This window comes from uncultured Maribacter sp., assembly GCF_963974015.1.
GTDB lineage: Bacteria > Bacteroidota > Bacteroidia > Flavobacteriales > Flavobacteriaceae > Maribacter.
Genome location: NZ_CAXBBZ010000001.1, coordinates 217,863 through 242,925 on the forward strand (window position 1 = coordinate 217,863; position 25,063 = coordinate 242,925).

Here is a 25,063-nt window from a genome sequence, read left to right on the forward strand (position 1 = left end):
AACAAGACTTTCCATATTACGGTGCAGGGTTAGGTATTAAATTCTGTATTGCTTCAATTTCTTTTAGAATATCATCAGATAAGGTAACATCTATACTTCCGATATTCTCTTCTAATTGACGTAATGTTGTAGCTCCAATAATAGTGCTAGTCACAAAAGACCTAGAATTTACAAATGCCAATGACATTTGTGCCAAAGTAAGACCATTTGCCTGTGCCAGTTCATAATACTTTTTTGTTGCCTCTACGGCAGTGGCACCAACATATCTACTATAATTAGGAAAAAGAGCTAAACGTGAGCCCTCTGGCATACGATCACCTAAATATTTACCACTTAAAGCACCGAAGCCTAATGGAGAATATGCCAACAAGCCAACTTGTTCCCTAGCTGATATTTCTGACATGCCAACTTCAAACAATCTGTTTAAAAGACTATATGGATTTTGAACTGTTATCGTTCTTGGTAATGTACCGTGAACTTTACTTTCCTCTAAAAAACGCATCATCCCCCATGGGGTTTCATTTGATACACCTACATGTCTGATTTTACCCTCTCGAATTAAATCTCTTAATGTCTCTAAAACCTGATGAATATTATCTTCCCAATAATCTGTTATATCATTTGTAAAGCCTCTTTGTCCGAAATAATTGGTACTACGATCTGGCCAATGTAATTGATATAAATCAATATAATCAGTTTGTAATCTTCCCAAACTACCCTCAACAGCCTCAATAATAGATTCGCGTGTAAAACCGGTTGTACGAATGAATTTAGACATCTCAGCCTTTCCCGCTATTTTCGATGCCAGAACAATATCTTCCCTATTTCCATTCTTCTTGAACCAATTACCGATAATCTTCTCTGTGGCTGCATATCTATCTTTATGGGCAGGTATTGGATATAATTCTGCTGTATCTAAGAAATTTATCCCTTTATCCACTGCAAAATTGATTTGCTCATGACCTTCGGCTTCCGTGTTCTGGTTTCCCCAGGTCATTGTTCCCAAGCATATTTTACTTACTTCAATATCGGTATGTGGTAAATTGGTATAAATCATTAATCTTTAATTTTTTTGAATAATTAAAACGCAAAACTACTAAATATATTGAGGTCAACTGTGACTCATACGCCTAACTATCTATCTCTATCAAAATAGGGCAATGGTCACTATGCTTAGCGCCAGATAAAATTACCGAACGAGATAATCGATTTTTTAAGGATTTTGCCACCATACCATAATCTAATCGCCATCCTTTATTATTATTTCTTGAATTTGCCCTATAACTCCACCATGTATAATTATCTGGCTCAGAATTGAATTCCCTAAAACTATCTATAAAACCACTTTCGATAAAATCACCAATCCATTTACGCTCTACCGGTAAAAATCCTGATACATTCTTTAAACCAACCGGGTTATGAATATCTATTGCCTCATGACAAATATTATAATCACCAAGAATTATAAGATTCGGATTTGTTTTGCGCAATTCATTTGTATACTCTTGAAAATCTGACATATACATAAGTTTATGATCTAGTCGTTGAATATTTGTACCAGAAGGCAAATACATGCTCATGATTGATATATCCCCAAAATCTGCCCTAATATTTCTACCCTCAAAATCCATATATTCAATACCAGTACCAAATACTACAGCATCGGGTTTAGATTTAGAAAGTATTGCAACACCACTATAGCCCTTCTTTTGAGCACTAAACCAATAATTATATTTGTACCCAGCCTCTTCGAACAAAGAAAGATCCAATTGTTCCTCATTGGCTTTTATTTCTTGTAGGCAAACAACGTCGGGTGAAACGGCACCCAACCAATCTAAAAATCCTTTTCTTAGTGCTGCCCTAATTCCATTTACATTATAGGATATGATTTTCATCGATATGGATTTTGGTCTAAAAATAAAAAAGACTTGTAGATTAAAGGTGTATACTTTCCATTAAAATCATAATTTCACAGCTTTAAATTATTTTTTATCCCAATTATTATTACACAATAACTTCACATGAACAAGTTTATATTTTCCGTTCTATTAGTTTTTATAACTACTTCTTCATTTTCACAGGCTTATTATAATAATGAAAATAGCCATGAGGTAAAGTTGAACATTGGTCAATTTCTGGTAACAACTTCGTTAGAATTCGGTTATGAATATTATATCAATGAAGACACCAGTATCGGCGGAACACTGTATTTTGATGGTAAAGCTACAGATTACAATGGCAATTTTGGTATTGGCCCCAATTTAAGAGCTTATTTTGGATATGGACCTAAAAGCGGTCTTTTTGCTGAAGTATTCGGGCTATACTACACAGGGGAAGATGACGTAGATTCTGAAAACTTAGGCGACAGAAATTATGATTATTCTACCATTGCCCTTGGTCTTGGAGGTGGTTACAAATGGGCCACGAGAAGTCAAAAATTCACCATTGAATTAAATGGCGGACTGGGCAGAAATATTAATCCCGAAGATTTTCAAAATGACTTGATGTTCAGGGCTGGTCTTTCATTAGGTTTCCGTTTTTAATAGGTATTTTTAAGGTTTTAATTTTCTATGAAAAAATCGCTTTTTTTTATTCCTCTATTAATATTCTATTTCAGTGCAAGTGCACAAACTAAATCTGTAAAAGATAGCATTACCGAATTAGATGAAGTTATATTAATTGACACACTTACCGCAAAAAACGCGATAGGCATTATTCCATCACAAATAATTGGAGCAAAAATTTTCGAAAACTATAGTCCGGTTGATTTCATTAGCTCCATCAATCAAGTTTCGGGGTTATATGCTTTATCTGGAGCTTTAAATACAAATAGAATTACCATTAGAGGCGTAGGTTCAAGAACACTTTATGGCACTGACAAATTAAGACTTTACTACAATAACATTCCTATTACCAACGGAACCGGCTCATCAACTATTGAAGCTTTTGATTTGGAAAATCTTACATCTGTTGAAATTATAAAAGGCCCTAAGGGAACAGGGTTTGGCACTAATTTAGGTGGTGCTATAATTTTAAACACCAAACAATTAAGCAACCAACCCACTAAATTCACTAATAATACTACATTAGGATCATACGGGTTGTTTAAAAATAGTTTAGGTTTTACCCATACCCAAGATGAATTTTATATGACCTTACAATATGGACATATGGAAATTGATGGCTATCGTGACAATAATAGATTCGAACGTGACGGAATCCTTTTAAATTCAATTTTTAAATTATCAAAGAAAAGCGAAATAGGCCTATTAGTAAATCATATTGACTATTCAGCTCAAATAGCAAGTTCTATTAGTCAAGCAGATTTTGATGAAAACCCTACAAAAGCAGCATTTACATGGAAATCGTCAAAAGGTTATGAGGATAACAACTATAGCCTTATTGGTCTCACGCATACCTATAAAGCGAGTACTAAATTAAAAAATACGACTAGTTTATTTTACACCTATTTGGATCACTACGAACCTGCACCATTTAATATTCTCGACGAATACACAAATGGTTTCGGCATACGAACCTTATTCTCTGGAAATCTAAATATTTCTGAAAACTTATTTTCCTATACTATTGGTGGAGAATTATATAAGGATGAATATACCTGGGGAACTTTTCAAAATCTTTATGAGGAAAACAATGGCAATGGAAGTTTACAAGGTGATAGGTTATCTAAAAACAAGGAATTTAGAAATCAAGTAAATAGTTTCGCCACCATCTTATATCCTTTTACAACAAAACTGACAGCGCAGTTGGGCTTAAATGTTAATAAAACACAATATGATTTTAGAGATTTATATAATACTGGAGAAACAAATGCTAGTGCTGATAGAGATTTTAAAACACTTTTCTTACCTAGTTTAGATGTTAACTATTCGATTACAACAACAAGTCAATTGTATGCTAATATTAGTCGTGGTTTTTCAAACCCTAGTTTAGAAGAAACCTTAACCCCCGAGGGAATAATAAATCCTGATATAGTACAAGAAACTGGAACAAATTACGAACTCGGTATTGAACATAAAAGCAAGGATGATAGGATGAAACTAGATATTGCTATCTATTTAATGCCAATAAAAAATCTACTTGTTGCGAAAAGGGTTGGAGAAGACCAGTATATTGGCCGTAATGCCGGTAAGACAAAGCATCAAGGAATTGATTTAGATTGGAATTATAAATTTAATATTTCAAATAAAATACTGCTTACCCCATTCGTAAGCTATACATTCAACAATCATTCTTTTGTTGAATTTATTGATGAAGAAGTAAATGAAGATTATAGTGGAAATTCATTAACAGGTGTTCCAAAACATAAATTAAACACAGGACTACAGACTACATTCGGCAATGGCCTTTATGCCAATATTACCCATCAATTTATAGATGAGATTCCGTTGACAGATGGCAACACTCTTTATAGTAAATCGTTTAATTTACTCAACGTAAAATTAGGGTACAAGAAACAGATTTTAGAGAAACTATTGCTCGGATTAGATTTTGGTGTCAACAATTTAACAGATACCAAGTATGCACAATCCGTGTTGATAAATGCTAGTAGCTTTGGGGGAAATGCCCCAAGGTATTTCTACCCTGGGAACAATATAAATTATTATGGAAGTTTAAAACTAAGCTATACGCTTTAGCTTATTCCATTTTTTTCAACCAAGTCTTCATGTCAACAGCAGCATGTATGATACCGTTTAAATCAGAAATTGCTACGCGCTCTTGCTCCATAGAATCTCTATGTCTAATGGTTACAGTTCGATCCTCTAAAGTTTGATGATCTACCGTAATACAAAATGGAGTTCCATTGGCATCTTGTCTTCTATAACGTCTACCCACAGCATCTTTTTCATCATAAGTAACGTTAAAGTCCCATTTAAGCTCATCTACAATGCTTTGAGCTACCTCTGGCAACCCATCTTTCTTAAGTAATGGTAAAATAGCTGCTTTAACAGGAGCTAAAACCGCTGGCAACTTAAGAACAGTTCTGGTGGTATTATTTTCCAATTCTTCTTCCTTAAGAGAATTTGAGAATACCGCCAAAAACATTCTATCTAAACCTATTGAAGTTTCAAGTACGTAAGGAACATAATTTTTATTTACTTCATGATCGAAGTATTGCAATTTTTTACCTGAAAATTTCTCGTGACTACTTAAATCAAAATCGGTACGGGAATGTATTCCTTCCAATTCTTTAAAACCAAAGGGAAAACGAAATTCTATATCAGCAGCAGCATCAGCATAATGCGCCAATTTTTCATGATCATGAAAACGGTAATTATCTTGTCCTAAACCTAAAGATAAATGCCATTTCATTCGCTTCTCTTTCCAGATTTCATACCATTCTTTTTGCGTGCCAGGCTGAATAAAGAATTGCATTTCCATTTGTTCAAATTCACGCATTCTAAAAATAAATTGTCTAGCAACAATTTCATTTCTAAAAGCCTTACCGGTCTGTGCAATTCCGAAAGGAATTTTCATACGTCCAGATTTTTGAACATTTAGAAAGTTAACGAAAATACCTTGAGCTGTCTCTGGTCTAAGAAATAAGTCCATCGCACTTTCTGCATTGGCACCTAATTTTGTGCCAAACATAAGGTTGAATTGCTTAACGTCTGTCCAGTTTTTAGAACCAGACATTGGGCATGCAATATCCAATTCTTCAATTAGTGCTTTTACATCTGCCAAATCTTCGTTCTGCAGAGATTTCCCTAATCTTGTTAAAATGGTTTTTCCTTGTTCTTGATATTCAACTACTCGTTGATTCGTTCCCAAAAATGTATTCTTGTCAAAAGCATCACCAAAACGTTTTTGAGCTTTGCTAACCTCTTTTTCAATTTTAGCATCTATTTTCGCTACGTAATCTTCCACCAAAACATCTGCTCTATATCTTTTTTTAGAATCCTTATTATCTATTAATGGATCATTAAAGGCATCAATATGACCAGAGGCTTGCCATGTCGTTGGATGCATAAAAATTGCTGCATCTAACCCAACAATATTATCATTGAGCTGTACCATGGCTTTCCACCAATATTCGCGAATATTCTTTTTTAGCTCAACACCATTCTGACCATAGTCATATACAGCACTTAAACCATCGTAAATTTCACTTGATTGAAATACGTAACCATATTCCTTTGCGTGAGATATTACACGCTTAAAATCATCTTCTTGCTTTGCCATGCGGCAAAAATAGAATATTAGCCCAAAAAAAGAATAATTATTTCAATTGAAATTCCGAAGAAGTAATCAATCGTTCGTCTTCAAAGACATTTAATGTGTAGCTACCTTCCATTAATGAGCCTTCTGGTATGGTAATAGACTCGCATACATAGGTATCTATACCTGTAAAAATAAACTCTACTCTTTTGCTATATATATTTCCGTTTACGGTAATTGTATTCGCATTGTCCTCTATAATTTGTTTGTTGGGGTCTAAAAACTGTAGATAAATAATTTTTTCATTATTTGCCTCGCTTTCATCGGCCAAAATAGTGACACACCCTCTTAATTTTTCAATGATAGAAGCTTTGTTGGTCTTAGTAGGTTTTGTGTTTCGAATAAGTCTAAAACCACTGCCTTCTGCATTGGCCATTTTAAGATAGCTCTTCGTTTTTAATTTTTGGTTTAATTCAAGAATTTTTCTTCTTTGTAAGGCCTCTGCTTCCGCCAAAGAATTTGAGTTAGCCCTCAATTGCTCTATTTGCTTTCGCGACTCATCGTATTTATCGGTAAGAAGCATATTGTTATATCGTAGAAAGTTATTCTTTAGTAGTAAACTATCATTCTTAGACTCTAATCTGCGAAGTTCAGTTTTAAATTCTCTCAGTTTCTGAACGGTAAAATTTAATCTTCCTACTGAATCTAAAAGCTCTTGAACCCTATATTTAGAATCTTGAAGTTCAATTTCATTCATTTCACTTTTGGCAGCCAAACGATCAACGTCGGCTTTCATGATGGTAAGGTCCCTTATCAAAATCGCCTTCTCATCTTCTAAAAAACTTATTTGAGCGTTTGATTGAGCGTAACTGTAGTAGAATGCAATCAATAGTGCTATAATAACCGCCACAAATGCAGCGAGTATTATTTTATAATTGAATTTGTTATCTTGACTGTCCATTTAATTGGTGGGCTGTAGATTAATTTAATCTGTAAGATTTGATACAAAACAGAATTTCAAATATACTAAAGGATGTTACCAACATACTGTTGCCCATATCATGTTTTGGATGTAATGCACGATTATATAGAGGAGAGGTCTTTCTATGCACATCTTGCCGACATCAATTACCTCTCACCGAGTATAACTTTAACGAAGAAAATGCCGTTGACCGTATTTTTTATGGTCGAATTAACATTAAAAAGGCAAATTCATTCTTATTCTTTACCGAAATTGGAATAGTAAAAAACCTGATTCACTTCTTAAAATATAAGAATCAAGAAAGTATTGGACAATTTTTAGGTGATTGGTATGGACAGATTTTAAAGGGACAAGGCCATTTGACAAACATTGATTTTGTAATTCCTATTCCCTTGCATAGAAAAAAATTGAGGCAACGCGGCTATAACCAAGTGGCACTTTTTGCTAAACAAATCGCATTACACATTAACGCCAGTTATGCCGATGATATACTTATAAAAACAGCTAATACGAAAACGCAGACCAAAAAGAACAGACTAAGCAGATGGCAAGATAACCGTTCTCTGTATGAGATAAATAATAAACAAATACTTAAAAACAAAAACATATTATTAGTCGATGATGTAATTACTACAGGCGCTACAATGGAGATTTGTGCCAACACCTTAAAAGACATAGAAGGTATTACTATTTATATTTCGAGTATGGCCGTTGTACCAAAGGCATAGTTTTCTATAAAATATGTTGTTTCTTTGTGATTGATAATCGCACTTATGAGCAGAAAAATTCTTGGATTTATATTTGTTTTTATCATTGTATTGGCCTCATACCAATGCGCTCAAAGAGGCACTCCTACTGGAGGACCAAAAGATATAGCACCACCAGAATTAATACGGGCAGAACCACCCAATATGTCCATTAATTTTAAGGACCAAAAAATTAGGCTTTATTTTAATGAATTGGTGAAATTAAAAGATATTCAAAAGCAACTTATTGTATCTCCACCTTTAAAATACACACCTGTTCTTTCCCCGCAGGGTAATGCCAATAAGTATGTTGAAATTACCATAAAGGATACTTTAGCTGCCAATACTACTTACACATTAAATTTTGGCCAGGGTATTGTAGATAACAATGAAGAAAATCCTCTTCCATTCTTTACCTACGTATTTTCAACCGGTGATTATATAGATTCTTTGGAACTAACAGGAGTTATAACAGATGCCTTTAATAAAAAGGTTGATGAGTTTGTGAGCGTTATGCTTTATAAAATAGACTCGAGCTACACCGATTCTACCCTTTATCAAAAACCACCAAACTATATAACCAATACACTTGACAGTGCCGTAATATTTAAGCTTAGAAATTTAAAAGAAGGTAAATATGCGTTATTTGCCATTAAAGATATTGCCGGAAATAATATATTTGACCAAAAAACAGATAAAATTGGCTTTGTAGAAGACACTATAAATTTGCCTACTGATTCTATTTACCTTTTAAATCTCTTTAAGGAAATTCCTGATTATGGAATTGCTGTTCCTAGTATGGAAGCCAGTAATAAAATTAGTTTTGGATATTATGGCGATGGCTCAGCAATAGACATTGAAAGCATTACTAAATTACCCGATACCGTAAGATCGATAATCACTAAAGAAAGGGAAAAAGATACTTTAAATTTCTGGTTTACCCCATATACAATGGATTCTATTCTCTTTTCCATCACCAATGAAAATTTAAAGATTTCTGATACCTTTAATGTAAAAAGCCGCAAAGTTCAATTTGATTCTTTACGGTTATCATTAAACCAACAGGGCAATATTGAATTTGAAAAGCCTATTAAAGTTTTAGTCAACACCCCATTGATAAGTTTTGATTCTACTAAAATTAAACTTACTGACAAAGACACGCTACTTGTAGCCAATAATTTAAAGTTGGACACTCTCGAAAATCAGTTAAATTTTGATTTTAAAATTCTACCTAATCAAAGCTATAAAATTGAACTTTTACCTGGGGCAATTACCGATTTTTTTGATAACACGAATGATACCGTTGTATATAACCTAAGAACTAAAAGCGTTGCAGATTATGGCAATCTTAGTTTAGAACTAAATGGCAATAATATCACATACCCTATCATCGTTCAACTTACCAATGAAAAAGGTGAAATTCAAAGAGAAATTTATGCCAACAAACCGCAAACCTATACGTTCAATAATTTAAACCCTGGCAAGTATATGGCTAGAGTCATATTTGATTCCAATAAAAATAGAAAATGGGATACCGGTAATTTTTTAAAGAAAATACAACCAGAAAAGATAAGTTATTACCCTAACTTTATAGAGTTGCGAGCCAATTGGGAAAAAATAGAAACCTTTAATCTAATAGATTAAATTGATCTCGGTCTTCTAAAAATGTAAGTTTACTACGCAGTTTTTCAATCTCATTTTTAGTTACCTCTACGATTAAAATTTCTTCTTTTTTGGAGAGTCCCAATTCATTACCGAGCGGAGAGTACATACTGGTATGACCAGGGTATTCATGCCCTTCATTATCCTCTCCAATTCTATTGACTCCAATACAAAATACCATATTTTCTATAGCACGTGCTTTCAATAGAGCATCCCAAGCATTAATTCTTGGTGATGGCCAATTTGCTGAATAAAGTAAAATATCAATATTCTCGGTGTTTCTACTCCAAACAGGAAACCGGAGATCGTAACAAATCAATGGACAAAAATTAAAGCCTTTATAGGCTACCACCAATCTTTGTTTGCCAGATTGATATTTTTTATGTTCCCCTGCCAACGTAAACGTATGTCTCTTATCGTATGTAAAGATTTCGCCATTAGGTTTTACAAAAAAAAGACGATTAAAATAAGTCTGTTTTTCATTATAAACTATACTACCAATAATTGCACTGTTTTTTCTAGCGGCTATATCTTTCATCCAATTTAAAGTTATAGAACCTTCTTCACTTGCTATATTTTGTGGTGACATGGTAAAACCAGTAGTAAACATTTCTGGCAAAACAATAACATCAATATCTTTTTCAATTTGTTCAATTTTATCATTGAACATTGCTCTATTGGCAATTGGATCTTCCCAATGTAAAACAGATTGAACGAGAGCTATTTTTAAGGTAATATTCTCATTTTTCATAAAAGTTCTTATTCAAGCAAATCAATAAAAGCATTCAAACCTTGGGTTTTTGCATGATCTAAAGCTGTATTACCTCTATTATCTTTAATTGATTTATCAGCGCCATTGGCTATCAATAATTTAGCAATCTCAAAACGATTAAACTGAGCAGCATAGATTAGGCATGTTGCACCCATAGCATTTCTCTCATTTAATTGTGCCTTTTTCTCAATCAGAAGTTTAGCTATATCGGTAAACCCTTTGAAACAAACACCCATTAAGGCCGTATTTCCCGAAGCATCAACAGCGTCTATTTTAGCTCCTCTATCTAACAGTAAAATCGCTATCTCCATTTCATCATAATAGGTAGCCAGAATCAATGGGGTAGATCCTCGAGCATCTTTACTATTAACTAGTACCGGGTTTTTTTCTAACATAGGTTTAACCTCGTTTAAATTACCCTCTCTAATTGCTTTAAAAAAGAATTCGTTCATAGTTGTAATTATTATTAAACCTCATGAATCTATTAAAATACCAGCAAGAGTTTAAAATAACGTATTTTCTTACTTAAAAAGAATTTTATCTTACTTTATGAGAAATATGTCCCTTTAAGTTTTAAACAGACCCATATTAAAAACATTAGCCGTTGACTTTCTCTTAAAAGAGACCCCCGCAGCAATCGCCATTGTGGATACTAAGTTAAACTTTATTAGTTACTCTAACCAGTGGTTGAACGTTTTTACAGATAACAAAGAAGATATAGAAGGAAAATATCTTTTTGATGTCATCTCAGAAGTTCCAAATAAAATTAAAACTGCTGTAGAATTAGCTTTAAATGGTAAAGAGGACATCAATACCGGACAAAAATTTATACTGGGTTGCGGACTAATACAGTGGTTGAAATGGAAAATTTTAGGCTCGATAACAAAATAACTTATTTCGCCATTTGTGCAATCTAGCACCTATAAATGTATGTCTTACACCTCATAATTAAATAGAATCATATCATTTTAGTTAAAAAAAGCCATTGCAAATAATATTATTATTTCCCTTCTCACCTTACTATTTTGCTATCTTCGTCCTATATTATTTGTCCAATTTACAAACCTAAATCAAAATAAGATTTAATTAAAAATTATCACAAATGAGCAAATTTCATAGCTGTTGTATCATTGATGATGACGAGTTTTTTTCTATTAGCAGTAAAAAAATTTTAAAAGCATTTGACTTTTCTGACAACATCCTATATTATACAGGTGGTCAAGAAGCTCTTGATGGTTTAATTGGCCTAGTAGTCGAAAATATACCATTGCCCACTATAATTTTTCTTGATTTAAATATGCCCAGAAGAGATGGATGGTCGTTTCTAGAGGAATTTCAAGACCTGCCTAAAGATAAAATAGCACATGTTCAAATTTACATTACCAGTTCTTTTATAAGCCCAGAGCTTATGGAGAAGTCGAAAAATTACAGTTTGGTAAAAGATTATATCGTTAAGCCCTTAACGGAAAATGCTGTAAAAAAAATAATTGATTCGCAAGAATTGGAGTAGTTCTATCTTATACCGGGTGTATAGTCGAAAGGAGCATTTTGTGGTTTATCTATAGTACCATTATTACCAGTATCGTTATATATAAACCATTCACTTTCAGTAAAAACCGAATTTCCTGATATCACCTCTATTATTCTTACTGCTTTCCCATCTTCAAATTCATGGTTTGTATTGCTACCATCTTCTCCTATAACGCCAAATATATCTATAACAGTTCCGAAAGGGTCTATTAAAGCAATATTATCATCACCATTAGAATCTGCCGGTGAATTTGTGCCCGCTGAAATTGTTGGCAAAAACCCATATACATTTTCAAATTCTAAAGCATTTGGTGAAATTACTATAAGTCCGTTTGCGTCAATGCTGTAGTCGGATAAATCAATAGTTGAGCTAACCTCGCTACTTGTATTCGTATATCGAACTAAGTCCCATCCTTTTAACGATAAAGATTCATTAGAAGAATTATATAATTCTAAAAACCTTGCTCCGGAATTATTATCGGGGTCAGCAATTTCAGAGATAAAAACAGAGGTCGACGTAAATTCATCAATCAATTCTTCACAACGTTCAAAATTAAAATCTAAATCATCAACCGTTCTAATGATTAATTGAAACTCATTTTTATCCATCGTTAAAACACCAGTTGCCACACCCATTTTATCTGGAATAATTTGAGCTTGAAAATCAGAATAGCCACTATTTATAAGTATCAATTCATTGTCTTCGCAATCAACTAAAGTTCTTTGTGTCTCTTCTTTTTCAACTGCAAAAGATTGACCTATTTCATCTTCTTTAAACTCAATATTATCTATACGCACAAGCGTATTCACCATACTTTTGTTTAACTCCAAAATAGAGACCGACTTTGGCAATATTTTTTCTACTGTATCACAAGACAATAAAATATGATCAAAAACGACGCTGTTAGGCAACCTACCTACACTACGATTGCCGAAAGAGGTAAATACGCCTCCTATTTTAAATAAACCGTTCGACTGACCTAAATACAGCCCTTTTATTTTTATAAAAACTGACCGGCCAATATCAAAAAATAAATGTGAATCTCTTAATTCCAATTCTATCTGCAAACCCTCTGTAGGATTACTCGATGCGTCTTGAAAATGAAGTACATTGAAAAAATTACCTGACTTGTCAGAAGAAACAACATATCCTTTAATAACCCAATCTTCTTGAACTTGAACAGTCTCGCCAGCGTATAAATTTTTTAGTTCTGATATACTTACAATACTGAAATCTTCATCAGAACAAACTAATTCAGGTTCATCAAAGTCTCTATTTTTTACACATGCGTTAAACACTAGCATAATGCTTAAAACATAGATTTTAAATAAATAATTGTTTTTAAAAATCATCTTTATCATATCAAATTTAGAAACTAAATGCCATATTTAAAAAGTAGGTTCTACCGAAACCATACCAATATTTTGGAGCAAAAGATGGGTTGCCACTAAAATTATCTTGCTTCAATTGACCATAATTTCCATTTCTACTTTGTTCATACCCACCAGTTCTAAAGGTGGTATCAAAGACATTGTTGACACTTGCGAAGACACTAAAATATCTCCCCTTCTTTAACCAAGACTTACCTCCAACTAGGTTTAATAAATAGAAATTATCTAACCTATTTTGTTTTAAAAGCTTTTGAACATTTTCATTAGTAGCATCTGGGAATCTTTGTCCCGTTTCTGGATCTATTAAAAAACTTTTAGTTCTGGTTATTGTTGAAATATTTGCATAATTATTGGCTAAATAATTAGCAGTCATGCTTACCCACCAATATTTTGGGTCTCTATATTCAATACCTACAGCAATTGCTTTTTGTGGCCCTTGAGCCAATTTATATCCTTTAATAGCAGACTGGCCCAAGAACTTTGAGCCAGAAACGTCAATTAAATCTTCACTAGCCCCAGCAGTATCAAAGTTAATTGTTACAAAAGGGTCACTAGCATATAGATACTTCGAAACCGATGTTACTAAAGATAATTTTACCGCGCTTGATAATTGATACTCTAAACCTAGTTCTGTTCCTAAATGCAACTTATCTAAATCGGTTAACACCTCTTGCACAAAATCTGAACCTATACCAGAATCAACGAAAAAAAAATTAACATCTGTACCATCTTGAAATCGCGTATAGAAACCTGTTAGTCTACCGGTAAGTTTTGGCATTCTAAGAAAATAATTTAAATCTATACTAGTAATTTTTTCACTTTGCAAATTAGGCACTACCGTATTATTCTCCCTTGGATTTATAAAGACATTTTGAAGCAACGGCGCCTTATTTATAAAGGCTGTATTAGCAGTAGCCCAATGTCTTCCTGTAATATTATAAGTTAACCCAGATTTGCCCGACCAATTTGAAAATTGTATTGGTTCGCTTTCTCCAAGGGAAGTATCCGGAAAGCGGTCATTTTGAAACAATCCATTTCTTTGATAATCTACTTTGCTGTATTTACCAGATATAAATGCATTTACTTTATCATAGTTTAAATTTAGTTGGGCATACATGTCCGTCATATTCCCTTCAAAATTATACTTGTAATTAAAATTATCGCCATTCTGTTTATTAACATTTCCAACAACATCGTTGAGTGTTTCAGAAAATGTGTCGATATCTCTGTGATATTGAGCACCAATCAAATCATCGATTATAGCATAATTTTCAGACGTTAAATGTTTATAGGTTAGTCCAAAATCAACCCTTAAATGACTATTAATATCAATGTTGGCATTTACCCTAGCTGTAAACTGATTATCTTTTGTTGTATCATCATACAAAACATATGCGGCTTCACCTTCTTGGCCTAAACTGGTATTAGCCTTAAATATATTGTCCCAATTCATTTGCGGATTTTGAATAAAACCTTCCTCAGCCAAAACCGCACTTTCAAAATTTGCCCCAATTGGACTATTCAAATAAAAACTCGGCAAATATCTATAGTAGGTAGGGTCAGGATTTGGAGCATTAAAATAACCCAACCTACTTCTTTTATAGATACCAGTTTGGTAAGCCAAGCCTGCCTTTATCACTAATCCGTTAGATTCATGATTATAATTCAATAAAAATAGTGGTTCCCGTATATTTCGCTCTCTAGAATTTCGAATTTTACCGTTTTGAAACCCCCAATATGGATTGTATCTATTTCCTTGAATTTTATACACTTCTTCGGTGATTGCAGAAGAACGACCTCTTCTGTTCGAGGCTACGATAGCAGTTGCAGATAGTGTATTTTGCTCATTTAGTAGATATTCAAAAGAGCTATATAGAGAGTATGAATCATATAAAGTTCCAGCGATGTAACCTTCCCTAGCCCATCTTCTAGAAGCCGAAAGTATATAGGCATATTTATCCTTTTTAAGTCCAGAATTGTATGTTGCCATAAGCCTACCACTATATGTTCTGTTCGATACAGATGATGATAGCCTAGTGCCAGGTCGTAATCCTGATGGACGTAAATCTATATTTGTATTTCCAAGAATACCACCAAAAGAGAAATCTGAAGCACTTAACCCATTAGCATATTGTTGATTTCTGATCACATCATTTAACCCTCCCCAATTATTCCATTGCGGTCTACCATCATACATTTTGTTCATGGGCATTCCGTTTAGATATACCTCTCCATATTGTGAATCATATCCTCTTACCCTAAAAAATGCTTGTCCGAAATCAAAAGCAGCTCTATTAAGAAAAATGTCTTTCGTAGATTGAAGCAATGCCAATGCATTTGAATTAACCTCATCATCAAGCAACTCATCGTCAGTAATGTTTACCAAATTAATAGTTTTCTCAAAAATTATATCACGCTCTAAATGTATTGTTCCTAAGTCTAAATTAACACCATCAAGAAAAATAGGTATTCGCTTGGTAACATAATCTTGTGCAGTAATATTTAAAATAAATTGTCCTTTCTTTGAAGTAGTTATGCTAAACTCTCCCATATCATTGGTGCCAATTGAAAAGACGCTTCCCTCAACCATTACTACTGCATTAGTAATTTTCTCACCATTGGTCGTCTCTTCAATAACTCCTGCAATAGTAGAATTGACCTGAGATTGTAGGATGCTAATTTTAAAAACAACTAATAAAAACAGTAAATGTTTTATCATTTAAAAGCTCACCGTATTGTTAATAAGCCATTAAGATACATTTTAAGAAATAATTAACGCGAAAATTCCGTATACTAGCTAATAATTAAGACATAATGCCCTCGATGAAGCTATTTCTATTCTATTTCTTACTTATCTCTCAAATAAGTTTATTTGCACAAGAGGCCGCTACTTATCAAATTAGAACCGTTGCCTTTTATAATTTGGAAAATCTTTTTGACACGAAAAATGATACATTAATTTTTGACGACGACCGGACGCCAACAGGGAAAGATCACTGGACGGAAGAACGCTACAAAGAAAAAATTACTCAGATGTCTAAAGTAATTTCTGAAATTGGTTCTACAGAAAACAAAACAGCTCCGGATTTAATTGGTGTTTGTGAAGTTGAAAACATAAGGGTCTTACATGATTTGGTTCACCATGATAATTTATCACAAACCAATTATGGAATTATACATTTCGATTCGCCGGATGAACGCGGTATTGATGTAGCGCTGTTATATAAAAAAGATGCTTTTATTCCTGTAAATTTTAATAGTCATCGACTTTTGCTTTTCGATTTAGCTGGAAAACGCAACTACACTAGAGATCAGCTTATCGTTGAAGGATTATTAGATAACGAAAAGATATATTTTCTAGTAAATCACTGGCCTTCTAGAAGTGGCGGTGAGGCCAGAAGCAGACCATATAGACTAGAGGCCGCTAAACTTAACAAACGCATTATAGACTCTGTAAGAAGGCAAGATATCAATGCTAAGATAATTAGTATGGGCGATTTTAATGATGACCCAATAGACCCTAGTTTTAAAAAAATACTAAACGTGCAGAAAAACTATAAGAATCTAGATTCACTTAGTCTCTATGGCCCTATGGAAAAACTTTTTAGAAAAGGTAAAGGTTCTTTGGCATATAGAGATAAATGGAACCTTTTTGACCAATTATATATGACCTCTAGCCTTTTAGATATGCAAAAACAAACGTATAGTTATTGGAAAGTAGGCATTTTCACACCCAGCTATTTAATGGATCCGAAAGGAAAATATAAAGGCTACCCATTACGAACCTATGCGGGAGGTAGCTATATTGGTGGATATAGCGACCATTTTCCCGTCTTTCTTCATTTGATTAAAAAAGTAAATTAATCCAATTCCTCAATTTCGATATTTTTCCACTTTACTTTTATACCGCCACCAGAATGTATTTGTAATAAAATAGCTCCTTCTCCTTTACCAATAAGCCTATCCTTTAAAGAAACCATTTCGACACCATTTACCCAAGAGGTTACTACTTTGCCGTCCACTTTAATTTTCATATGGTTCCATTCACCAAACTTTAATGCCTTGTCTTTTTCTAAGGGAGGTTTAATCAACCATTGTCTACCATAAGATTCATATATGCCGCCTGTGAACGCACCAGGAGGAGCAACTTCTACTTGCCAGCCACTTACAGTCGTACCATCTACCGTCGACCTAATAAAAACCCCGCTATTACCGTCTGCTTCTTGTTTAAAATCTAGATCAAGAATGAAGTTTTTATAATGCTTGTCTGTACCTAAATATCCATATTCTGCGTCAGGACCGCTTTCACAAATTAAAAGCCCATCTTCAACATACCAATTTTCAGTGCCATAAACAGACCAGCCTTCTAAGCTTTCACCATTAAACAATTCTTGTTTTTGAGCTAATAATGAGGCACTAAATAATAGCACCAATAATGTAGATGTAATTTTATTCATTGATAAATTTTAATTGATTAATTAAACCATTGTCCCCACGGTATTCTACTTAATATAAGCACTAAGCCAATTCCGTAGAAAATTGCGATACTTTTAAATTTTTTATCTCCTTCTACAAACTTCTTATGTCTGGACCAACCAATAGTTATTAAAACGATGGCTAAAATATTAATAAATAGATGCTCTACTGCAAGTAATCGAGCTGCCGAAGTTAAACCTCCCATTCCGAATTCTTGAATAGCACTTAATCCACTTGGCGAAACGAAATAAAGTAACAACCCAACCAACAATTGAATATGGCACAAAATCAAGGCAAAAAGACTTAATCTTAAATCTTTACCCATATTAAAAATTCTTTTACTCATTAAACCAGTTATTGCATTTGCAACAGCCAAAATCAATACCGCTAATGCGATATAAGCCAAATAAGAGTGTAAAGAGTGTACCCAAGTATACGCTAATCCTGTTTCTTCCATGATTTCATTTATTAAGATTTAAAAATAGTCAATTTTATGCATAAAAAAACCCTGCCAATTGGCAGGGTTTTGAATAATCTCGAAGAACTAGTTTAGAAGTTAAATCTAGCACTTAAGTTCCAAGTAGTACCAAAACCGAAGAAAACACGGTTGCTAGTATTAATACCATCATAAGTATCATCACCTGGTTGTGCGAAAATATTAGTATCAGATTCTGCGATATACGTTGTATCGAACAAGTTATTTACATTTAATCTGAAGCTTAAATTTTTATCATCGAATGGAATGCTATATGTTGCACCTGCATCTGCAAGACCAAAAGAAGGCAACTTCAAAGCGCCATCAGGACCTACATCAGTGGCGTCAAATTGCGCATATAAATTACCCGCAAAACGATATCCAAAATCAACATTTAAGTTATTAACTACATTATAATCAGCACCTATAAATGCAGTGAACTGTGCTGCATCACCAACTTTAACACCATCTAAGGCTAACGTTTCAACCTGCTCTACACCACCTATAATAATAGGAGCTTGATCATTATCAAAATAAGTAGCAGTAACATCATCTTTATATTCCCAGTTGCCAATTGACATCATACCAGTTAGTGCAAATTTGTCACTAGCTTGAAATCTACCATCAAACTCAATACCCGTGTGAACCTGAGTAATACCTAAAATATTAGCGGTACCACGAATTTCATCTGGCTGACCAGCATTAAAGGTTGCCCCGGTAGATTCAAACCTATCCTTCCAGCTTGTATAATACAAGTTTACATTTGCTCTAAACTTTGAACTTCTGTAACCATATCCTAATTCGAAGCCAGTGATTTTTTCATTAGTTAAATTTGGATTCAAGTTATTTCCAAAATTGATATAGACTGCATCAAATAATGGTTGTTTAGAATAATATCCTGCATTAGCAAAAAAGTTATTTCTTGCGTCTACGTTCCAGTTTACCCCACCCTTTACGTTTCCACCAAGAATATTTTCAAAATCAGTTTTTGCAGCTGGCACTTCATTAAAGAACTCTTCTCTTGCAAAACCTTGGTTAGATAATGCACCTTGAACGAAACCTGTGATATCTTCAGTAAAGTTATATTCAACTTGACCAAAAAGACCTAACCAATTTACCAAACCTGTATTGTAATAATCAATTTTTTCCTCATCATCAATGTTACCAAATACCCACCAAGGTTGGTTTGCATTATAAGTTTCAGAGAATAACTGATTTGGATTGTTTCTATTATCTGTTTCTTGATAGACATCTCCACCTAAACGATCATTCACTCTTCTATAGTGATACCCTTTATATTTTCTAAGATCAACACCAAAATCAATAGTTAAATCACTAGAAATACGGTTATTGAAGTTAGCCAAAATTCCATACCAGTTATGAGAATTCACAGAAGCCCTTCTTGAAATACCGTTAGTGTTATTTTCATTAGCATTTTGATCACTATTATTCACATATTGACCATTAATTTGCTCTCTTGGTGTATCACTGAAATCTGACACCAATTGACCACTGTTGTAAGCAATAATATCATCAACCCTTATTAAACCATCAGCAGTTCTAGGTAATGCAAATTGTCTTCTTCCATTAATTTCACCTATTTCACCAGTACCACCACCACGGCCAAAAGAAGCATATGTAGAGGTTTCTAAAGTAGTTTTCTCACTTAGCTTCCAGTTCCAGTTTAAACTGATAACAGGTTTGTGATAGAAATTACGACGAAAGCTATATTCCTCACCATTTCTATAACCCCAATCTTCGTTATATTTTCTGTTTGGCTCACCATCACCATCACCATAAAGAATTTGAGTGTCAATTGATGTAGCTCTACTTCTTTGGTTGTGCCATTGAGGAGCACCTGTAACCATAAACTCTAAACTGTGATCACCCGCAGTATAACCCAATCCCATAAAGAAATTATACCCTTCAAATTCAGTACCATCAGCATACATACTACCACCTGTTCTACTAATTAACATAGAAGCAGAAAACCCATTATCTAAAAGTCCGGAAGAATAAGAAGCTAATGTTTTAACATAACCATCGTTACCTACAGTTGCGCCTATTGCTCCACCTTCTGCATTTAAAGAAGTTTTAGTGACAACATTAATTGTACCACCAACAGATGATACTGCCAATTTAGATGATCCTAGACCTCTTTGAACTTGAATTGCAGACGTTACATCTGAAAGACCAGCCCAGTTACTCCAGTATACTTGACCGTTTTCCATATCATTTACTGGAACACCGTTTATCATTACCGCTGAGTTATTAGTGTCGAAACCACGAATATTTACACGTGCATCACCAAAACCACCACCTGATTTAGTAGCATATATAGATGGAGTAGTATTTAACAACTCTGGAAATTCTTGAGAACCTAATTTCAATTGAATCTCTTCTGCTTTAATGGTAGAAACTGCAACAGGAGTTTTACGATCCTTTGCAATATCTTGTACACCAGTTACAATAACACCCTCTAACTCTTCAGCATTAGGCTCCAGAACAATTGAACCAATATTACCTGAAGCAGTAAAAGAAATCTGTTTAGAATCAAATCCAATGTAAGACACTACTAAAGTTCCAGTTGCTGAACTTACGTTAATTGTGAAATTCCCATCAAAATCAGATGAAGTACCATTCGTGGTACCTTTTACCATTACGGTTGCACCAGGTAAAGGTGAGTTAGAATCACCATCTAGAACAGTACCAGTAATAGTTCCTTGTGAAAAAGCAGTTACGGTCATTAAAAATACCGCAATCGCAAAGTACATTTTTTTCATTTTTTCAAGTATTTGTTAGTTTTTAACTTGCTGCAAAAGTCTTCTAATTTTTGTCCTCTAGCGTTAAGATAACGTTAAATCAGCATTGCAAAAATACTTGAAAAAATGATATAATAGAACTGAAAATGAAATAGTTATCTCCTCTCTAAAGATCTTATCAAAACTCTAAATTATTTCTTAAAATATTGAAGAAGTCTCAGTGTTGAACTATCATGTGCTGAAATTTCTAAATTCTCAATATCATTAAGTATAGTTCCCGCTAGTTGTTTACCTAATTCCACACCCCATTGGTCATAACTAAAAATGTTCCAAATCACACCTTGCACAAAGATTTTATGTTCATAAAAGGCAATCAATGAACCTAAACTTCTTGGTGTTAATTTATCGATCAGCATCGTATTCGTTGGCTTATTACCTGTAAAAACCTTAAACGGTGCAAGTTTATCAATTTCTTTTTTCGCCACGTTTTTAGCTTCAAGTTCGGAAATCACTTCTGCCTTAGTTTTACCGTTCATTAAAGCTTCAGTCTGTGCAAAATAATTTGCCATCAATTTATTATGATGGTCCTTATCGCCATACAATGAGTTCTTGTACCCAATAAAGTCAGTAGGTATTAATTTGGTGCCTTGATGTATTAGTTGAAAAAATGCGTGTTGCGAATTTGTACCTGGTTCACCCCATATAATGGTACCTGTTTCATAACCAACGACATTACCAGCGCGGTCAACACTTTTACCATTGCTTTCCATTATACCTTGTTGTAAATAAGCAGAAAATCTACTTAAATATTGTGCGTAAGGAATTATTGCTTCAGTCTCCGCACCATGAAAATTATTATACCATACACTTAACAATGCCATTACAACGGGAATGTTCTCAGAAAACTCAGTTTCATTAAAATGTACATCAGCCTCATTCGCACCTTGTAATAGGGCATCAAAATTATCATAGCCAACCGCCAAAGCAATCGTTAGACCTACAGCACTCCATAATGAAAATCTACCTCCAACCCAATCCCACATAGGAAATACGTTTGCCGCATCTATTCCAAATTCAGCAATTTTTTCACTATTTGTTGATACCGCCGCAAAATGTTTGGCAATATCATCTTGAGTCGCGTACTTTAAAAACCACTTTTTAATAGTAGTAGCATTACTTAATGTTTCTTGCGTAGTGAACGTTTTCGATACTACAACAAATAAGGTTGTTTCTGGATCTAAGGTTTTTAGAACTTCATGAACATGATCACCATCTACATTACTTACAAAATGAATTGATAGATGATTCTTATAAAACTTTAAAGCTTCGGTCACCATAGCCGGACCAAGATCCGAACCACCAATACCTATATTTACTACATCGGTAAATTTTTTACCCGTGTACCCTTTTAATTCACCATGAATAACCTTATCGGTAAATTTTTTAATATGTTGCTTAACCTCATATACCTCTGGTATAACATTGACACCATCTACTAAAACCTTGTCAGATTTTTTAGCCCGCAATGCCGTATGTAATACTGACCTGCCTTCTGTTTCATTTATAATGTCACCATCATAATATGATTTAATTGCGCCTTTTAAATTAACCTCCTCTGCCAATTGAAGTAGCAACTGCATAGTTTCTGTAGAGATTCTATTCTTAGAATAATCAAAAAGAAAATCTTTCCATTGCAACGAAAACTTTTCCGCCCTTTTTGCATCCGAAGAAAAAAGATCTCTTAAATGTGAACCTTTAGTTTCTTGATAATGAGTAGTTAGCTTTTTCCAAACCTCAGTTTGAATTGGATTAATTTTGTTCAATGCCATCTTCTTGATTAAGTGTTAGTAAATCTTCTTCCCCTTCTAATAAAACCTTAGGGTATATAATACAATCTAACTGTTCTTTTAAAGGGGATATATAAGCGAAATATTCTTGTCTTAAAGTTTCATGTAAAGGTTCTGCCTGCGGTAGTTCTTCTCTTAAAGGATCCACTTGTTTTCCATTTTTCCAAAAGCGATAGCAAACATGAGGCCCTGCTGTACTGCCGGTCATTCCAATCCAACCAATTACATCTCCTTGACGAACAAACTGACCTTTTTTAACCTTTTGAGCTTTCATATGTAAATATTGTGTTGCATAAGTTCCATTATGCCTAATTTTAACATACTTACCATTACCACCCCGTCGAGTTGATTCTATAACCGTACCGTCTGCAGTTGCCATTATAGGAGTACCGATCGGTGCAGCATAATCCGTTCCTTTATGTGGCCTTATTTTGAAACCGTAATGTTTTATTCTTCTTTTAAGATTATATCTAGAAGACAATCTACCATATTCAACAGGCATTCTTAAAAATGTTCTTCTTAAATTATTCGCATCTTCATCAAAATAATCTACAATACTTTTTAGCGAATCATTCTCATACGCAAATGCATAAATGGGCTTTCCGTTATGTTCAAAAAAAGCCGCTTCTATTGGTTCTGCTCCTGCATAAATTGTATCGTTAATGTACTTTTCATTGTAGATTACCTTGAATTTATCTTTCTTTTGCAGTCTTGAAAAATCTATCGTCCAAGCATATACATTGGCTAGATTATGAGTTACATTATAATCTATACCTTGATCTAAAATTGCTTCTGACAAACTAGTTTCAATTACACCAGAGACTTCTCGGCGTACATATTTTACTTTTCTTTTGTCTGTATAAACTTTTACGCTATCTCTCATATCTATGACCGTATAGTTTATAGGGTCATTCTCATAGATGAATATTTGCGCTTGCGCAATAGTATCCTTCGATTTTAAAATAACATATGGTTTACCCACTCGTATTTTACGAACATCGAACGTGTCTCTATAATTCTCCGAAATAGTTGCTATTTTTGGGTAGGTAACTTTATTTTTCATCATTAATTCCCCAAAACTGTCTCCATATTTTATAGTATCTAACTGAACATTAAATTCATTTAGATTAAAGCCAAATTGTTCATTAACTATATCAACTTTTGGCACACTAATTTCTTGTGCTATGTCATTTTTCTGCTCTACACCATCTTTACAAGATGCTATAACAGTGAATGCCAATATTATGCCCCAATATTTCTGCATTACTTCATTATCGATTTATCTGGATTTAGCATATGTTCAACCCACTGCTTGCCCCAATTATTTAATTCCTTATCTGAATATAATTCTGGAAAGAATACAATCTTCTGAAAACTAGGCGGCAAATATTCTTTCCAATTTGTGCCTCCAGTTGCTTCAATATCACCAGACTCTCTTCTTAAATACCTATGAGCAGAACCCATATGCATTAATTGCCAATTGATATTAGCATTAACATCTAAAATCTTTAGTGCTTCAACCAATGACTTATTTTGTTTTAAGTCGTTAGGTAAATTTAGATATTTATGATAGATAGTTGTGCTTTTTACTTGCTTTGCTATTCTAATCAATCTAGGTGTATACCTATATTCAAATTGTTTTAAAGTGAGTGTCTTTTCACCGGTACTCACATCAGTTGCACCTTTTTTCCAATATATATGTTCATACAATTCTTCCACTGTATTCTCTGAAGAGTATTGAGCTCGTTCAGAAACATGAACCAAATTTTCTAAAGGTGTTGCGTAAATTTCAATCATTCTAAACTGTGCAGATTGAAAACCGCTTGCAGGAAGTAAAGCCATACGATATTGCAAAAACTGCTCACGCTCCATTCCTTTAATCATAATACTAAAGGAAGATATTAAGACAGTATAGTAACTGTTTATTCTTCTTACTTTTTCAATAAAAAAATCAAGATTTCCACTTTTATCGTCTACCAACTGCTTTTGCTCATGTAGGATCAATTTAAAATAGAGTTCAGTAATTTGATGGTACATGATGAAGATCTCTTCATCGGGAAAATGTGTTCTAGGAACTTGTAAGCTTAAAAGGGTATCTAAATGAATATAGTCCCAATATGTTAAATAACGTTGATATAATAAACCGTCTAAATAAGAGCTAAGATCTTGCCCAGAATTCTTATATTTTTCTTCAAGTTTAGATATTTGGGATTTAATCTTCTCTTTATCTTCCATTTAT

General features: G+C 33.7%; 21 protein-coding genes. 7 read left to right on the forward strand and 14 right to left on the reverse strand.

Annotated features, from left to right (window positions below; translation table 11 throughout):
• Positions 1 to 16: 16 nt before the first annotated feature.
• Together AACZ41_RS00955 and AACZ41_RS00960 are read right to left on the reverse strand one after the other, a co-directional pair.
• Positions 17 to 1,057: an aldo/keto reductase gene (locus AACZ41_RS00955; RefSeq protein ID WP_339625578.1), complete on the reverse strand. Its 1,041-nt coding sequence runs from the start codon at positions 1,055 to 1,057 to the stop codon at positions 17 to 19.
• A 73-nt stretch (positions 1,058 to 1,130) separates the two neighbouring features.
• Complete coding sequence (locus AACZ41_RS00960) at positions 1,131 to 1,895, reverse strand: exodeoxyribonuclease III (protein WP_339625580.1); 765 nt, start codon at positions 1,893 to 1,895, stop codon at positions 1,131 to 1,133.
• 126 nt (positions 1,896 to 2,021) lie between these two features.
• Here AACZ41_RS00960 and AACZ41_RS00965 point away from each other — a divergent pair, with 126 nt between their 5' ends.
• Both AACZ41_RS00965 and AACZ41_RS00970 read left to right on the forward strand, forming a co-directional pair.
• Entirely contained in the window at positions 2,022 to 2,543 is a 522-nt protein-coding gene (locus AACZ41_RS00965) for a hypothetical protein (protein WP_339625582.1), read from the forward strand.
• Between the two features lie 27 nt (positions 2,544 to 2,570).
• Entirely contained in the window at positions 2,571 to 4,658 is a 2,088-nt protein-coding gene (locus AACZ41_RS00970) for a TonB-dependent receptor (protein ID WP_339625584.1), read from the forward strand.
• Position 4,659: 1 nt separating this feature from the next.
• Here the strand turns inward: AACZ41_RS00970 and AACZ41_RS00975 are convergent, their stop codons facing one another.
• Both AACZ41_RS00975 and AACZ41_RS00980 read right to left on the reverse strand, forming a co-directional pair.
• Complete coding sequence (locus AACZ41_RS00975) at positions 4,660 to 6,204, reverse strand: glycine--tRNA ligase (RefSeq protein WP_339625586.1); 1,545 nt, start codon at positions 6,202 to 6,204, stop codon at positions 4,660 to 4,662.
• Between the two features lie 37 nt (positions 6,205 to 6,241).
• On the reverse strand, positions 6,242 to 7,141 hold the full coding sequence (locus tag AACZ41_RS00980) for a hypothetical protein (RefSeq protein ID WP_339625588.1): 900 nt from the start codon (positions 7,139 to 7,141) through the stop codon (positions 6,242 to 6,244).
• Positions 7,142 to 7,179: 38 nt separating this feature from the next.
• Here AACZ41_RS00980 and AACZ41_RS00985 point away from each other — a divergent pair, with 38 nt between their 5' ends.
• Positions 7,180 to 7,890 carry a ComF family protein gene (locus AACZ41_RS00985; RefSeq protein ID WP_339625590.1) on the forward strand — a complete coding sequence of 237 codons (711 nt, stop codon included), beginning with the start codon at positions 7,180 to 7,182 and terminating at the stop codon, positions 7,888 to 7,890.
• Positions 7,891 to 7,935: 45 nt separating this feature from the next.
• Positions 7,936 to 9,552 (forward strand): Ig-like domain-containing protein, encoded by a 1,617-nt coding sequence (locus AACZ41_RS00990; RefSeq protein ID WP_339625592.1) that lies wholly within the window; start codon positions 7,936 to 7,938, stop codon positions 9,550 to 9,552.
• Here the strand turns inward: AACZ41_RS00990 and AACZ41_RS00995 are convergent.
• Positions 9,536 to 10,321, reverse strand: coding sequence for an amidohydrolase (locus AACZ41_RS00995; protein ID WP_339625594.1), 786 nt, complete (start codon positions 10,319 to 10,321; stop codon positions 9,536 to 9,538). The two genes, AACZ41_RS00990 and AACZ41_RS00995, sit on opposite strands and share 17 nt — an antisense overlap.
• An 8-nt stretch (positions 10,322 to 10,329) precedes the next feature.
• Positions 10,330 to 10,794 carry an ankyrin repeat domain-containing protein gene (locus tag AACZ41_RS01000; protein ID WP_339625597.1) on the reverse strand — a complete coding sequence of 155 codons (465 nt, stop codon included), beginning with the start codon at positions 10,792 to 10,794 and terminating at the stop codon, positions 10,330 to 10,332.
• Positions 10,795 to 10,927: 133 nt separating this feature from the next.
• Between AACZ41_RS01000 and AACZ41_RS01005 the strand changes: the two genes are divergently transcribed.
• Positions 10,928 to 11,233: a PAS domain-containing protein gene (locus tag AACZ41_RS01005; RefSeq protein ID WP_339626930.1), complete on the forward strand. Its 306-nt coding sequence runs from the start codon at positions 10,928 to 10,930 to the stop codon at positions 11,231 to 11,233.
• A 211-nt stretch (positions 11,234 to 11,444) separates the two neighbouring features.
• Positions 11,445 to 11,852, forward strand: a complete 408-nt coding sequence (locus tag AACZ41_RS01010; protein ID WP_339625599.1) for a response regulator — start codon at positions 11,445 to 11,447, stop codon at positions 11,850 to 11,852.
• A 2-nt stretch (positions 11,853 to 11,854) separates the two neighbouring features.
• Here AACZ41_RS01010 and AACZ41_RS01015 read toward each other — a convergent pair whose 3' ends face one another.
• Both AACZ41_RS01015 and AACZ41_RS01020 read right to left on the reverse strand, forming a co-directional pair.
• Entirely contained in the window at positions 11,855 to 13,177 is a 1,323-nt protein-coding gene (locus AACZ41_RS01015; protein WP_339625601.1) for a DUF5689 domain-containing protein, read from the reverse strand.
• A 64-nt stretch (positions 13,178 to 13,241) separates the two neighbouring features.
• Complete coding sequence (locus tag AACZ41_RS01020; protein ID WP_339625603.1) at positions 13,242 to 15,983, reverse strand: TonB-dependent receptor; 2,742 nt, start codon at positions 15,981 to 15,983, stop codon at positions 13,242 to 13,244.
• A gap of 104 nt (positions 15,984 to 16,087) precedes the next feature.
• Between AACZ41_RS01020 and AACZ41_RS01025 the strand changes: the two genes are divergently transcribed.
• Entirely contained in the window at positions 16,088 to 17,128 is a 1,041-nt protein-coding gene (locus tag AACZ41_RS01025; protein WP_339625605.1) for an endonuclease/exonuclease/phosphatase family protein, read from the forward strand.
• On the opposite strand, the gene AACZ41_RS01030 is transcribed toward AACZ41_RS01025, so the two are convergent.
• From AACZ41_RS01030 to AACZ41_RS01055, 6 genes are all read right to left on the reverse strand, one after another.
• A complete protein-coding gene (locus tag AACZ41_RS01030; protein ID WP_339625607.1) occupies positions 17,125 to 17,721 on the reverse strand; it encodes a DUF1080 domain-containing protein in 597 nt (198 codons plus the stop codon). The genes AACZ41_RS01025 and AACZ41_RS01030 overlap by 4 nt on opposite strands.
• Before the next feature lie 17 nt (positions 17,722 to 17,738).
• Positions 17,739 to 18,197, reverse strand: a complete 459-nt coding sequence (locus tag AACZ41_RS01035; RefSeq protein WP_339625609.1) for a hypothetical protein — start codon at positions 18,195 to 18,197, stop codon at positions 17,739 to 17,741.
• A gap of 92 nt (positions 18,198 to 18,289) precedes the next feature.
• Positions 18,290 to 20,998, reverse strand: a complete 2,709-nt coding sequence (locus AACZ41_RS01040) for a TonB-dependent receptor (RefSeq protein ID WP_339625611.1) — start codon at positions 20,996 to 20,998, stop codon at positions 18,290 to 18,292.
• A 170-nt stretch (positions 20,999 to 21,168) separates the two neighbouring features.
• Positions 21,169 to 22,806 carry a glucose-6-phosphate isomerase gene (pgi, locus tag AACZ41_RS01045; RefSeq protein WP_339625613.1) on the reverse strand — a complete coding sequence of 546 codons (1,638 nt, stop codon included), beginning with the start codon at positions 22,804 to 22,806 and terminating at the stop codon, positions 21,169 to 21,171.
• The gene (locus tag AACZ41_RS01050) at positions 22,787 to 24,088 is read right to left on the reverse strand and encodes a peptidoglycan DD-metalloendopeptidase family protein (RefSeq protein WP_339625615.1); all 1,302 of its coding nucleotides are present in this window, start codon (positions 24,086 to 24,088) and stop codon (positions 22,787 to 22,789) included. Before AACZ41_RS01050 ends, pgi begins: the two co-directional genes overlap by 20 nt.
• Positions 24,088 to 25,059, reverse strand: coding sequence for a tryptophan 2,3-dioxygenase family protein (locus AACZ41_RS01055; protein WP_339625617.1), 972 nt, complete (start codon positions 25,057 to 25,059; stop codon positions 24,088 to 24,090). Before AACZ41_RS01055 ends, AACZ41_RS01050 begins: the two co-directional genes overlap by 1 nt.
• Positions 25,060 to 25,063 lie beyond the last annotated feature (4 nt).

Bases quoted from the DNA above. Each gene is read 5' to 3' on its own strand.
- AACZ41_RS00955 (WP_339625578.1), bottom strand. From the start codon at position 1,057: ATGATTTATACCAATTTACCACATACCGATATTGAAGTAAGTAAAATA.
- AACZ41_RS01020 (WP_339625603.1), bottom strand. From the start codon at position 15,983: ATGATAAAACATTTACTGTTTTTATTAGTTGTTTTTAAAATTAGCATC.
- pgi (WP_339625613.1), bottom strand. From the start codon at position 22,806: ATGGCATTGAACAAAATTAATCCAATTCAAACTGAGGTTTGGAAAAAG.
- AACZ41_RS01030 (WP_339625607.1), bottom strand. From the start codon at position 17,721: ATGAATAAAATTACATCTACATTATTGGTGCTATTATTTAGTGCCTCA.
- AACZ41_RS01015 (WP_339625601.1), bottom strand. From the start codon at position 13,177: ATGCTAGTGTTTAACGCATGTGTAAAAAATAGAGACTTTGATGAACCT.
- AACZ41_RS00990 (WP_339625592.1), top strand. From the start codon at position 7,936: ATGAGCAGAAAAATTCTTGGATTTATATTTGTTTTTATCATTGTATTG.
- AACZ41_RS00980 (WP_339625588.1), bottom strand. From the start codon at position 7,141: ATGGACAGTCAAGATAACAAATTCAATTATAAAATAATACTCGCTGCA.
- AACZ41_RS01050 (WP_339625615.1), bottom strand. From the start codon at position 24,088: ATGCAGAAATATTGGGGCATAATATTGGCATTCACTGTTATAGCATCT.
- AACZ41_RS01010 (WP_339625599.1), top strand. From the start codon at position 11,445: ATGAGCAAATTTCATAGCTGTTGTATCATTGATGATGACGAGTTTTTT.
- AACZ41_RS01025 (WP_339625605.1), top strand. From the start codon at position 16,088: ATGAAGCTATTTCTATTCTATTTCTTACTTATCTCTCAAATAAGTTTA.
- AACZ41_RS00995 (WP_339625594.1), bottom strand. From the start codon at position 10,321: ATGAAAAATGAGAATATTACCTTAAAAATAGCTCTCGTTCAATCTGTT.
- AACZ41_RS00960 (WP_339625580.1), bottom strand. From the start codon at position 1,895: ATGAAAATCATATCCTATAATGTAAATGGAATTAGGGCAGCACTAAGA.
- AACZ41_RS00970 (WP_339625584.1), top strand. From the start codon at position 2,571: ATGAAAAAATCGCTTTTTTTTATTCCTCTATTAATATTCTATTTCAGT.
- AACZ41_RS01040 (WP_339625611.1), bottom strand. From the start codon at position 20,998: ATGAAAAAAATGTACTTTGCGATTGCGGTATTTTTAATGACCGTAACT.
- AACZ41_RS01000 (WP_339625597.1), bottom strand. From the start codon at position 10,794: ATGAACGAATTCTTTTTTAAAGCAATTAGAGAGGGTAATTTAAACGAG.
- AACZ41_RS00975 (WP_339625586.1), bottom strand. From the start codon at position 6,204: ATGGCAAAGCAAGAAGATGATTTTAAGCGTGTAATATCTCACGCAAAG.
- AACZ41_RS01035 (WP_339625609.1), bottom strand. From the start codon at position 18,197: ATGGAAGAAACAGGATTAGCGTATACTTGGGTACACTCTTTACACTCT.
- AACZ41_RS00965 (WP_339625582.1), top strand. From the start codon at position 2,022: ATGAACAAGTTTATATTTTCCGTTCTATTAGTTTTTATAACTACTTCT.
- AACZ41_RS01055 (WP_339625617.1), bottom strand. From the start codon at position 25,059: ATGGAAGATAAAGAGAAGATTAAATCCCAAATATCTAAACTTGAAGAA.